The following is a 12,727-nucleotide window of genomic DNA, read 5'->3' as shown; positions in this document are numbered from 1 at the left end:
CTCTGATTGGGTTTTGTCACTTTAATCATATCAAGGAACGCTATTTTTGTGTACCCTAAAACGCAAAAAAGGGGGGATAAAAGCAGATTAATTATCTACTTATGTCCCAACCTCTTTTTTTAGTTTATTTATTTAACATTTGGCAAATAAAAACTACGATTATCCATACCAAAAATTCGTTCAGTGTACTCCCCAGGTTCAATCAATTTCAGCGAACCTAACATCATTTGAATCGAGGCATCTAAATTATCAATTTGATGCAGTACCTCCGCTTCAATAATCCGCGGACGAACAGGCGAACCGTATTCTAATAAGCCATGATGCGCTAGAATCATATGTTTCAACACAATCACATCTTCTGAACGCTCATCCAATTTTAAAGTCTGACAGGCCTTAGTTATCTCTTCATCAACAATAACCAAATGCCCAATCAGATTGCCCGCCAATGTGTATTCCGTTGAGACTGGGCCAGATAATTCAATAACCTTTCCTAAATCATGAAGAATCACGCCAGCGTATAACAACGAAGCATTAAGCTCGGGGTATTCTTTACAAATTGATTTAGCTAACCGTAGCATTGAGACCGTATGATACGCCAATCCTCCTGCAAAAGCATGGTGATTACGCTTAGCAGCGGGATAATCAAAAAATTCCGTTTGAAACTGTGTCATCAACTGCCGAACAATGCGATTCCACGTTGCATTCGTAATATCAAAGATCGTTTGATTAATCTCTTCAATCATTTCTTCCCGTTGAATAGGCGCTTTTTCCATGTACAGATGTGGCTGACTTGGCTCATCATCTGTCGCCAATCGTAGATGTAGGATCTTAATTTGAGGATTACTTTGATAAACTTCTCGCTTGCCACCTAAAAAAACCACCTTGCCCGCAACGAATTTAGCAATCTCATCCTCCGACGCATCCCAAAACTTACCATCAATTGAACCTGATGTATCTTGGAAAGTAAAGGCAATAAATTTCTTGCCATTTTTTGCAATTCTCACATCCGCCTGCTTCACCAAGACGAATAGTTCAAAACTCTCATCAATCGACAATTCTCTTAATTTTTTCACGTGAGCTCCTCCTCAAATAATTAATAAGCTAGACAATCTGCTTAACTCCACAACAATTGTCAAACAAATTTTAAGTTCTTATTACGACAATTGCTCCACTGCATACTGATGCTCGTTTGCATAGGTAACCAGCTCTTGATCGGAAGTAAAACAAATCACCTGTACCGACTCACTAAGCCTACTCAATACCTGAAATAGTTGCTGCTTACGATGGGTATCATAATGCAACCAGCCGTCATCAATTATGACAGGCGCAAGCTGATCCTGACTGTGAAGTTGAATAAAAGCCAAACGAATGGCCATATATAATTGGTCCCGTGTCCCTGTTGATAATTCACCTAAATTCAGCTGCTCACCTTCTTTAGTTGCAACGACCAATTTTTTATCTACCATTAAACACTTATGGTATCTACCCAAAGTCAACAGCTTAAAATACGAACTAGTTGTCGCTAATAAAACCGGCAATTGCTGTGTTGCCAAAAAGTCAAGAATATCCTGCATGACAGCTTCACTAACTCGATAAGTCATCCAGTTTTCAGCCAACTCACGTAAATCAGATTCGGCATTTTTTTGCTGCTGATACAAATCACTTAAAGTACCATCAGCTTCCTGCTGGCGAATCGAAAACTTAACTTCCTGCAAATGCTGAACAGTATCATCATTTGCCAGACGCAATTCACTTGCCTTGACCTCTTGTCTGTGAGCTTTCGCTACCACATCAGGCAAGCGATAGTCCACTTCCAGATCAAATACATCTTGAATTTGTCTCGTTAAATGACCAATTTCAATTACCTGATTGTTTCGCTCTTCTTGACTAGCCAAAACAACTGGTAGCTCTTCAATTTTATCAGCCGTCATTGCTGGCAGCAATTGGTTAATCTTAGCCAGTACCTCAACTTTTCGTGTTCTCACATCATTCAGTGGTTCGCGCCAACGATGAATCCCTTGATTTTGCTCAGCTACTAATAATTGCTTGTCTTGCATCTCTTTGTTAAAGGCCACTAACTTTCGGTAAACAGAGTCTAACTCCTCAGACTCAACAGGTAACCATTCTGACATAAATTTTAGCTCTTGACGATTTTTAGCCAACGCTTCTCTAACTTCCCCTAATTCTAACTGAGCCTCAGATCGCTCCTTTTTGACCTCAACCAACCGCTCTCTTAGCGGAAATTCAAACAACCAACTAGCCATAGGTTCAGTTTCTTTGAACTGATACGTTTCAGCAAGTGCAACTTTTTGATACGTCACATGGACCAGTAATTTTTGGGTTACTTCCAACTCAGCCGCTAGTTTTTCAATATCATTATCCAATCTAGCAGGCAATTCTGTCATTACTGGTTGCAACTCTTTTTGAGAGGCACGCCAGCCAATTAATACTGCGATAACTCCAGCGATTAGACAGACCAGTGCCCCGAGAGGAAACTGCTTCATCACTAATAGTACCAAGCCAACAATAGCTACGACTAACGCAAGGCCATATCGTTCAATCAGAGACGGTTCGGCCTCAGGACGAGCACGGCTCCCAATTTCTGTCATATCTGGATTTTTAAGCTGATCCAAGGCTTTCATTTTCTCATCAAAAGCCGCTTCTTGGGTTTGTAAAAGATCCTCTAGTTCCTTTTCCTTCGCTGCTAATGCGGTGATATTAATTTTTGATGACTCATCAGGAGCCCAGTTAGCCTCATCCTCTGGCAAGCTTAACTGACTTTCAAGCTGGTAGCATTCAGCCTCCCTCTTAGTCAAAATTTCAGTTAACCACCGCAAACGATTCAAATCACTTTCAACAGTCGACTGCTTCGCCGCTAAAGCCTGAATCTCTGACTCATGCTTCAAATAGAACAGAGAAGCTGGACTTTCTTGAGTTGCTAAAAGTTGTTCTGTTTTTAACTCTTGATAATGCTTTTCTTGACTAATAAGAAATAGATAATTTTCGTAAGCCTTAGCTGCCTCAGCCATCTTTTCAGCTTCCACTTGATCTTCTTGCCGATAATTAGTCACATTGATCAGCTGTTTACGCTCTTCATACAAAGGAAATAATTGCTGCTGTTTCTTCAAGCGTTGCAGATCTTGTTCCACCTCTGCTAGCTCTTTCTGTCCATTTGCTAATTGTTCTTCAAAATAATTAGCCGCTTGTAGCTGTTTACGATACTCAGCTTCACTTTGTTTCTTTTGACTGACCTGTTGCTTCAACTCTTGATAATCAGCCAATTTTTGATTCAGTTCAGGTAAACGACCTGTTGGCTTATACAATTCTTGCTGGCGTTGTTGCAACGTTTCTTTCGTTGCTAATAGTCGTTTACTTCCAGACAATCCTACAGCCAATAATAAATTTTGTAAACGTTCCTCACTCAAGTGCTTAATATCAGCTAACTGCTCCTGTTGCAAACTAAAGGCCTCATCAAACACCTCTAAAGTCAATGGCGCAATGAGCTCTCTTAGAGTAGCTTCATCGCCAACTTGTCCCTCATTAAAATAAACATGAGCTCGTCCACGATTAGTTGATTTAATCCGTTCTACCATGACCTCTCCGTGAATCGGATGCTCAAAAATCAAGCGTCCACCATATAAACTATTACTTTTTGGGGTATAATCCTTAAAATTTTGTCGCTTATGCGGAAATCCAAATAAAATTTCTCGTATAAACTGATAAATCGTTGATTTTCCCGCTTCATTGTCTCCATATATCAATTGAAATTGCGAATCAAGTGATACAACTTTATCCTGCCACTTACCAAACCCAACAATTTCTAATCGCTTAATGATCATTTTTACCACCACCTAACTCACGAACTAACAAATCCTCAGCCTCTGCCACCAACTCATGTCTCACTTCTGCATCAGTCTCAACCAATCGGCTAAGATCAGCTTGACGATACAGCTCCTTCATCAAGTCACTGAACGGCTCTTCTTTTAAATAATTTTGACTAAGCTGCGTCAATAATTCTCGCGTCACACCTAAAGGTAACTCCACAGATGCTGTTTCAAGCTGACGTTTAATTTCATATGGCCAAGTCAAAGGCTCAGTCATGCCAATCTCTGATTGTAAATAACTTAAGAGGCCACCATTCCGCAGTTCTAACTCCAAGGACTGCTCCAAATCCGGATTAAGGCCTAATAAGTGAAGGCTAACAAACTTAATTTGTGCGCCATGACTCGCTTTTAGCTCAGCCAGTAGCAATTGCATTAACTCCTTCGTCGATGTAACCTGACTCAGCTCCACAGAAAGACTTAGCCACGCTACTTGATTCAGCTCTTGCCACTGATACTTCCAGCCATTTTCACCAGACTCCAATAGTAAAAATCCCTTGCTTTGGCTTTCTTTTTTAGTATGTCCCAAAGGACTTCCCGGATAAATCATTAACGGCTCAGTGCTCACCACTGTCGGCTGATGGATATGCCCTAGCGCCCAATAATCGTACCCTTTTTCTTTCATTTGAGCTAAACCAAATGGAGCATACTGTTGAGTTGACTGAGACTGTCCTTGTTGACCATGATACATACCTAAGTGAAAAGCAACTTGATCAGCCTTAACTGGGAAATCTGGTACCAGACTCTCGTTAATCCAGCGCTCACTGTAAGAAAAACCAGAAATTGCCACCTTCTCTTGTTGTTTCGTTGTTAAAAAGTGTGTAGAAACAGCTTGTTCAGTCAATAAGATCACATTATCAGGAAATTCAAACCAGTAAGTATCTGGTGTATAATAATCATGATTACCAAAACTCATCACAACAGGTATCTGATATTCTCGTAAACGCAGCATCGCATTAATTAATAAGCGCTGAGTTTGAATCGTCACAACAGACTGATGAAACGTATCTCCAACAATCAACACAACATCCACACTTTCAGAAATTGCCGTTTCAACCACTTGATTCATCATCTTTTCATGTTGCTGGACCAATTCAGCTAATAAATGAGCTGGGAGCTTTCCTAGGCCTTCAAAAGGTTGATCTAAATGCATATCTGCTAAATGAATAACTTTCATCAAAAAAACTCCTTTCACTCTTTCAATCATACTGATTTTTGCGCAAAATTACTAGTAGCTAACGTCGAAATAATCAGAAAAACCAGTGGCATAAAAAAAGCCCTCGTCAGACTCGACTAAAGGGCGGCTAACCAATGACTAGTCAGCGTATAATTCTTGAATAGGTTTCATGATAATCCGATTTAAATCATTGACGATCATGCTAAAGGTTTGCTCCTTATTCATCAAATCATTAATCAAGCTTGATTCTTGAACTTTTCCAGCTAACTCTTGCGCTTTAGCAGCATCCTCATCAGAAAACTCTTCACCTTGCATTTGTTTTTGTTGTAACTCTACTTGCAAGTTTTGAAATTCTTTGAATAACGCATAAGCAACTTCATCAGCTTTTACCAAGCTAAAAGCCTCTTCCAATGCTAAAAATTCTGGCATTTGGCGAATTTCACGCTCGATTTGATTGGCACTATCATAAATATTAACGGTCATAACAGTCATCCTTTTCTCTTGAATTTATCTTCTTAATTGTAACATTCTTTCAGCTCATTTCAACTAATTACTGGTTATTCTCAGGATTTATTTAGATAACCCAGTAAGTTTTACCATCGTTAGTCCGCCCTAAAAAGCCATACTCGATCAAATAGCGCCTAATGCTCACATGGTCGTCAAACATCTGGCTGACAACCACATTGACCTCCTGCTCCGTATAATTGCGATCAGCCTGAAAATTTTTCATTACTTCCTGTAGTAACACAATTTTCTTTTTCTCCTTACTAGGAATAACTCTCGCACGTCCCTCAGCATCTAGATGATTACTAAGAGTTGCCAATCGAAATTCCTCACTGATCTCAAATCGCTGATCTCTTTCTGTCATTGACCAATGCCCCCTCTCTTCTTCAAGTAAACTCATCATCGCATTCAGCACCAAGCCCTGGCGACACTTTTCCCGTAATTTGAAGCGATGATTACGGACAGTTGCTGGAATAACATCCAGTCTCTCAGAAACTTCTTTATCAGATAACCCTAATGCAAACAGCTTAAAAATCTCTCGTTGACTATCAGACAGACCTGTTTCTTTACGACCCAACTGTAATAACGGTTGTAAAGCCGTACCATGCTCTGCTTTTATATGAGCCTTCATTCGATGCTCAGCTGTTTCATATAAATCACCGACAGGATAAATTAGCCCTTCTTCATAGCGCTCAGAACAGTGTAAACACTCATAAAACTCATTCGCCAGTTTGTATCCCTGCTTCAACTCTTTCAATTGAGTCACTTCCATATCACCCACCTCCTAACTGTTTGCATATATACTAACATTTTTATAATTGTTTGTAAAACAAAAAAAGAAAGAACGAGCTTAGAACAAAAATGTTCAAACTCGTTCTCTCTGACTTATCATACCTCGTTAGCTAACCTACTCTGTAATATTGCGCCATAAATCCTTAATCCCATTCTTAACCTTACCAGCGCCTTCCTTAATCTGACCGCCCCAGTACTCAGCCCCTTCTTTAACCTTCTGACCAAACTCATCCAGACCGCCTTTAGCATCTGCTTTCTCTTCTTTTGCTTGAACACTCGCATCCTCAACACTAAATGGCGTGCCGGCCGAATGAGAGAGAATTCGTTGGGTTTGATCTTTAAAGATAGGGGAAATCCCTTGGCCACCACCACTTTGCAAGAAATGAATCTCACTACTCTCATCAAATCCAATCCAAGTGGCTACCACAACATCAGGCGTATAACCAATAATCCATTGATCCTTAGATTGAGAGTCAACATTGACACTTTCAGTTGTCCCGGTTTTTCCAGCAATCGTGTAGCCATAAGGTTGAGCATTATAACCTGTTCCTGAACTAAAAACGCCTTGTAGCATGCTGGTCATTTCTTCTGCAATCTGTGGAGTAGTAATTTGTTGATCCTTGGCATCTTCATTTTCATAAACCACGACTCCTGTCGAATCAACGATTTTACGAATGAAATGCGGGTCCTTTTGTTTTCCTTGATTAGCAAACACCGTGTAGGCACTGCCCATTTTTAGCGGCGATGTTCCTTTAGTCATCCCACCTAGGACAATTCCTGGATAGTGGTCTTTTTCATCCAGGGTAATACCAAATTTTTCAATCTTTTTCATCCCTTTTTCCAGCCCTATTTCATCTAAAAGCCAAACAGAGGCAGCATTTAAGCTTTCCGCTAAGGCTTGATACATCGGAACCTCGCCGCGGTAAACTTTATCGTAGTTTTCCACATTATAATAAGAAACAGGCTCATCTTTTAATAATGAATCTGACTTATATCCAGCTTCTAATGCTGCTGTATAGACTAACGGTTTCATAGTTGAACCAGGTGATAATTGGGATTGAGTCGCTCTGTTAAAGCCAAGATAGGTATGCTCTCCCCGACCACCAACGATCGCTTGTACACCACCAGTTTTAGGATCTATTGCCACTGAAGCCCCTTGAACCATCTCGCCATCAGACGCATTTGGCGGAAACAAGCCGTCTAAGGTAAAGGTTGTATTCATGTCCTGCTGATAATTTTGATCCAAAGTCGTATAGATTTCATACCCCTTATTCAACAAATCGCCATCCTTAATTTTTGCACGACTTTCTGCTTCTCTAATAACTTCATCAAAATAATAGGGATAGGGATTATCCTTGCGCGAATCCACATAATTATCTGTTACAACTAACGTATCCTTCATCAATTGATCAGCAGTTGCCTGCTCCAACTTTCCATTATCAACCATTAGCTGTAAAACAGTGTCCCGGCGATTAATCGCCTTATCATAATTATCAATTGGGTTGTAGATTCCCGGACCTTTCAGCATCCCGACCATTACCGCTGCCTCATCAACCGTTAAATCCTTGGCACTTTTGGCAAAATACTTGTGAGAAGCATCCTCTACTCCCCAGACCCCATTAGCAAAATAGACGCTATTCAAGTACATCTCCAAAATTTCATCCTTCGAATACTTTTTCTCAATTTCAATCGCTAAAAAGAGCTCCTTCGCCTTACGATTTAAGGTCTGATCTAAGGTCAAATAAGCATTTTTTGCCAATTGCTGAGTAATCGTACTTCCCCCACCCGTAATTTTACCTTTAGTTAAAATTCCGACTGCTGCCCGACCAATCCCCCGAATGTCAAAACCGCCATGTTCATAGAAACGTTTGTCTTCAGTTGAAATCAAGGCATTAATTACATTAGGTGAGATTTGATCTAATGGAACCGATGTGCCCTTTTGTCCACTTAAAGTGCCGGCCTTATCTCCATCCTTATCATAGATAGTTGTCACTTGAGATAACCCTGTCTTCAAGGTTTCCACATTGGCACTCTTAGCCAAATAAAATAAATAAATGCTGGTAACAAGTACCACAACTAGCCCTAGTAACAAAATAATCTTATTGACTTGATATTTTTTCCAAATTCGCTTACGCCAATGGTGGAAGTCGATTAAATACGGTTTTAACCAAATCCAAACTTTTTTGAAAAAGTCGCCAACCGTCGTTGCTATTTTTTTGAAATCCATTGAATCCCCTCTTTTACTCAATCTTTCTGGTCTCTCTATTATTATCAGAGGACGTTTAACTCTTTGATACTACCTATTCTAACACAGATTGAGGTAGCTGTTATAAGACCCAAGACCGAAAGTATTCTCAGTCCGATCACTAGCATAGCATGTATTTATTAACTTTTTATGGTACAATTCATAAGAATTATGTAAATTTAGTGATTATGATAATAGAATGGGGACAAACATGGAAGTAAACTTAATTTTACCTGACACGACTGAAACGACAGAACTACGAGAATTATTAGAAGAAACGTGGTTAGTTCCTCGTAAAGTTCGCCACTTACTACGAACTCGAAAAAACGTCGCAATCAATGGCGAAACGGCTCAATTTCACTTAACTGTCAAAGCAGGTGACACTATCACTCTGCGCTTTGAAGACAGTGATTACGGTAAGCCAGAGCTACAACTTGGTAATGCAGACCTCGTAACTGTCTTGTATGAAGATGAGCACTTACTGATTGTCAACAAACCCTACGGCATGAAAACTCATCCCAATCACCCGACAGAATCAGACACGTTACTCAATCATGTTACGGCTTACTTAGCTCCACAAGAACTGTCACCCTATGTCGTTCACCGCCTAGATAAAGAAACCAGTGGGGCGATATTAATTGCTAAAAATCCATTTGTTTTGCCGATACTTGGTCGCATGCTTGAAGCGAGAGAAATCAAGCGCACCTATCAAGGGATTGCTAGCGGCACGATTAAACAAACCTATTTAACGATTAATAAGAAAATCGGACGAGATCGTCATGATAAGCGTAAACGGCTTGTTAGTGACCATCAAGGTCAAATTGCTATCACTCACGTAACAGTTGAAGAAACAGCAAATAACCAAAGCTTTGTTAGCTGTGTGTTAGAAACAGGACGAACCCATCAAATCAGAGTTCATCTGCAGAGTATCGGACATCCATTAGTTGGCGATCCTCTGTACAATCCTCGCCCGCAAGAAGCAAGTCGCTTGATGCTTCATGCAAGAAGCCTTGCGCTACTTCATCCCTTTACTAAAACCCAAATTGACGTTAACGCTGAGCCAGGGCTTTGGTAATAAAAAAATCTTAAGGATTTCTCCTTAAGATTTTTTTTAATCAGCTAAAATTTTATCAAGAGCACGTCGATCTAAGCGATCGTATCTTGCAAAAAAGTGACTGACAATTTCAAATACCAACTGATTCTTACCTAATTGATCATTTTCAACCTGTAACACCAATAGAGGCTCATGAAGACTCATCCGTAATAAATACCAGCCAGAATCATACTCACCTTGAACATTACAGCGAATTCCTTCTTCATTTTCAGGGTCAATACTCAACCCCTCTGTCTCATTAATAAATGCCGCCATATCTGCAATCACTTGCTCACCGTATACTCTATAATCCTCACCAGAAATTTTAAAGCGAACTTCTTGTGCTTCAGCTGGCTGCTTCAAACTACCGATTAATTCACCTAAAGTTTCCCCTGATGCTTGTAATTTTGGTAAAAGCATTAAAATTTTGGCAATCACATAAGCGCCATCATCCAAGAAATAATTTTCTTTAAATGCTGCGTGACCACTTGTTTCAATCGCCAGCTCTGTTTGAACCCCTTCTTGATTCAACTTAATCGCTTGATTGATGACATTACGGTATCCACTAATATAACGGTATTGTTTCCCCCCTAGCCCTTCAATGAACGCTTTCAAATGACTTGAAGTTGGAGAGTTAGTCACGATTGTTGTCCCAGGATAATCATCGAACACAATCTTAGCTAAAACAGCAATCAAATTATTCCGGTTTAAAACATTTCCTGCTTGATCAACCACAGCTGCCCGATCCACATCCGTATCAAAAATAACCCCTAAATCCGCCTTAACAGCTAAAACAGCCTCTTGAATACTTGCCATCGCTTCCTTGTTATCAGGGTTTGGCATATGATTAGGAAAATGACCATCTGGCTCCAAAAATTGACTTCCCGTTGTATCCGCTCCTAAAACTTCTAGAACTTGCTTCGCAAAATAACCACCCGCTCCGTTCCCCGCATCAACAATGATATGGAACCCTCCAAGCGGTTTTTCAAGTTCTCCAGGAATTCCTTTACGAATTTTTGCCACTAAATCAGCCGCATAAAGTGGAATCAACTCACGCTTTTCCACAGCCCCTTTTACTAAGGGTAAGCTTTCTTCGGACTCCGCATAAGTAACAATCGCATCGATATCCTCATGCTCAGCCCCACCCTCACGAGTGAAGATTTTAATACCGTTAAAATAGTATGGCAAATGACTTGCAGTAATCATCACTGCTGCGTGACACTCATAGTCAGCAAACTGAGTGGCCATAAACATTGCCGGTGTTGTCGAAAGCGCCACATCAATCACTTGAACGCCAACACTGGTAAACCCTTCAATCATCGCTTGCTTAAGATCCTCTGCTGACAAACGACTATCGTGACCAATCGCGACTTTCAGCTCACCTTTTACCAAATCCTCCTCTAGACCTTTATCTGTAGCTAACCATTTGACCATCCCTAACGCAATTTTTTTCGCTTCCGTTGATGTTAAATTAGCCTGTTCCTCAGCCGTTGAAATAGCAATCCCTCGAATATCTGATCCATTTTTTAACGTTTGTAAATGACTCATTTTACCCCTCCTAGTCTTCTGTATATGACACAATCAAGTCATGTAACTCACTTGCTGCTTGATTACTTTGTGTGATAATTGCAATTGTATCCGCTCCCGCAATCGTCCCTGCAACACCAGTTAACTGTAGCTCATCAATAATCGCAGCCAACATATTGGCCGAGCCTAAGCTGGTTTGAATGACAACAATAAATTGGGCCAGTGTGACACGCTCAACAGATTCCGCCACAGTTTCCTTTAAGCGGTTACGATTAACCGGCTGTCCCTGTTCAATAATAACGTATTTAACTTCCCCGCGATTTCCATGCCCCTTAACAATACCGAGTTCACGAATATCTCTAGAAATAGTCGCTTGAGTCGCTTGAATGCCCTCTTCACTAAGTCGCGCGATCAATTCTTCTTGGGTTTCAATATCATGAGATTGAATGAGTTTTTTGATGATTGCTTGTCGACTACTTTTCTTCATAGTTCACCTCATCTATAATTTATCAAGTTAATTATAGCAAACTTATCTTCATTGCGCCCCTATTTACTCAATTTATATTTGATTGAACATAAAAAAGAGGAAGGCATTTTGCTCCTCCTCTTTACAAATTTTTTCAACCATTACCTCTGCCTCAAAGCCAAAGCCTCTTTCGTATTATCATAAAATTCAGAAAAATAACGTAACTCTTTTTTCACCTTAACATCGATCATTATGAACAGCCCCATATTCCAGTGAAACTCGTTAATATTATCTAAAATAGTGTCACAATCCGCCATTTTCGTTGTCCAATCAATAGGTTGTTCCTCTTGATAACTTAATTGCTCAATCATATCACGAATAACAAATAATTTTTGATACAATCTAAAAAACTCTCTTTTAGTCATGACGGATTTCCTAGATGTATATTTTGCAAATGATTGTTCTTTCGTCATCTCAAAAAAACAGCTATTATAAATATGCGCCAATCGATTAGTTTCCATCATTTCAAACTCTTCTTTATCATTAATCCCAACGAAGCCGATAAATGTTAAATAATTTATGAAAGCTGACTCAGAAGCTGACTGAAGCGTTTTTGGATTCAAGTAACAAATTAATAGGTATTCATTTGCCGACTCTCTTTTTATAGTTACTTTTTCGAACATATATTTTGCTTTCACTGTCTGACTATACTTTGCCATAGTTGCTTCGAAAAGTTCTTTATCCAGATTAACTCTCGAGATTACCTTAATGAGAATGACTTCCTTTTTTGAACTATGCTGTTTTTTACTTTTTGAAAAAATAAGTCTAACTTTCATACCCAACCTCCTGAACCCTATTTCGCAACAAAGAGTTCATACTCTCATTTATCATTTTAAATACCCCTTTTTTGAAAAAAGGACAAAAAAACCATTTATTCCTGTTACCTATCTTACTACTTATTTAACAGTTTTTCAACAAACTTCTTCTCCATTTTTTACAGTAAGTCCACAAGTTAAGCTTGCTCTCTTACTATTCTAATGGC

Annotated in this window: 10 protein-coding genes; 1 reads left to right on the top strand and 9 read right to left on the bottom strand. The window is 39.6% G+C overall.

Annotated elements, in window-relative coordinates; genetic code table 11:
* Positions 1-128: 128 nt before the first annotated feature.
* The 6 genes from AC5KOD_RS10905 to AC5KOD_RS10880 form a co-directional block, all read right to left on the bottom strand.
* Positions 129-1,073: a 3'-5' exoribonuclease YhaM family protein gene (locus AC5KOD_RS10905; protein ID WP_496914588.1), complete on the bottom strand. Its 945-nt coding sequence runs from the start codon at positions 1,071-1,073 to the stop codon at positions 129-131.
* An 81-nt stretch (positions 1,074-1,154) separates the two neighbouring features.
* A complete protein-coding gene (locus AC5KOD_RS10900; protein WP_496914587.1) occupies positions 1,155-3,839 on the bottom strand; it encodes an ATP-binding protein in 2,685 nt (894 codons plus the stop codon).
* Positions 3,829-5,058 carry a metallophosphoesterase gene (locus AC5KOD_RS10895; RefSeq protein ID WP_496914586.1) on the bottom strand — a complete coding sequence of 410 codons (1,230 nt, stop codon included), beginning with the start codon at positions 5,056-5,058 and terminating at the stop codon, positions 3,829-3,831. The genes AC5KOD_RS10900 and AC5KOD_RS10895 overlap by 11 nt, the downstream gene beginning before the upstream one ends.
* Positions 5,059-5,196: 138 nt before the next feature.
* Positions 5,197-5,541: a YlbF/YmcA family competence regulator gene (locus AC5KOD_RS10890; RefSeq protein WP_496914585.1), complete on the bottom strand. Its 345-nt coding sequence runs from the start codon at positions 5,539-5,541 to the stop codon at positions 5,197-5,199.
* 91 nt (positions 5,542-5,632) lie between these two features.
* Positions 5,633-6,334 carry a DUF2087 domain-containing protein gene (locus AC5KOD_RS10885; RefSeq protein ID WP_496914584.1) on the bottom strand — a complete coding sequence of 234 codons (702 nt, stop codon included), beginning with the start codon at positions 6,332-6,334 and terminating at the stop codon, positions 5,633-5,635.
* A gap of 135 nt (positions 6,335-6,469) precedes the next feature.
* Positions 6,470-8,581, bottom strand: coding sequence for a PBP1A family penicillin-binding protein (locus AC5KOD_RS10880; RefSeq protein WP_496914583.1), 2,112 nt, complete (start codon positions 8,579-8,581; stop codon positions 6,470-6,472).
* A gap of 229 nt (positions 8,582-8,810) precedes the next feature.
* Between AC5KOD_RS10880 and AC5KOD_RS10875 the strand changes: the two genes are divergently transcribed.
* Positions 8,811-9,674 carry an RluA family pseudouridine synthase gene (locus tag AC5KOD_RS10875; RefSeq protein ID WP_496914582.1) on the top strand — a complete coding sequence of 288 codons (864 nt, stop codon included), beginning with the start codon at positions 8,811-8,813 and terminating at the stop codon, positions 9,672-9,674.
* A 36-nt stretch (positions 9,675-9,710) separates the two neighbouring features.
* On the opposite strand, the gene AC5KOD_RS10870 is transcribed toward AC5KOD_RS10875, so the two are convergent.
* The 3 genes from AC5KOD_RS10870 to AC5KOD_RS10860 all read right to left on the bottom strand — a co-directional run bounded on the left by AC5KOD_RS10870 (position 9,711) and on the right by AC5KOD_RS10860 (position 12,521).
* Positions 9,711-11,240 (bottom strand): phosphohexomutase domain-containing protein, encoded by a 1,530-nt coding sequence (locus tag AC5KOD_RS10870; RefSeq protein WP_496914581.1) that lies wholly within the window; start codon positions 11,238-11,240, stop codon positions 9,711-9,713.
* Between the two features lie 10 nt (positions 11,241-11,250).
* The gene (argR, locus tag AC5KOD_RS10865) at positions 11,251-11,706 is read right to left on the bottom strand and encodes an arginine repressor (RefSeq protein ID WP_496914580.1); all 456 of its coding nucleotides are present in this window, start codon (positions 11,704-11,706) and stop codon (positions 11,251-11,253) included.
* A gap of 140 nt (positions 11,707-11,846) precedes the next feature.
* Complete coding sequence (locus AC5KOD_RS10860; protein ID WP_496914579.1) at positions 11,847-12,521, bottom strand: hypothetical protein; 675 nt, start codon at positions 12,519-12,521, stop codon at positions 11,847-11,849.
* Positions 12,522-12,727 lie beyond the last annotated feature (206 nt).

Source organism: Vagococcus sp. WN80Y (genome assembly GCF_059621045.1).
Note: the sequence above shows the minus strand (reverse complement) of the source record. Positions and strands in the feature narration are given on the sequence as shown.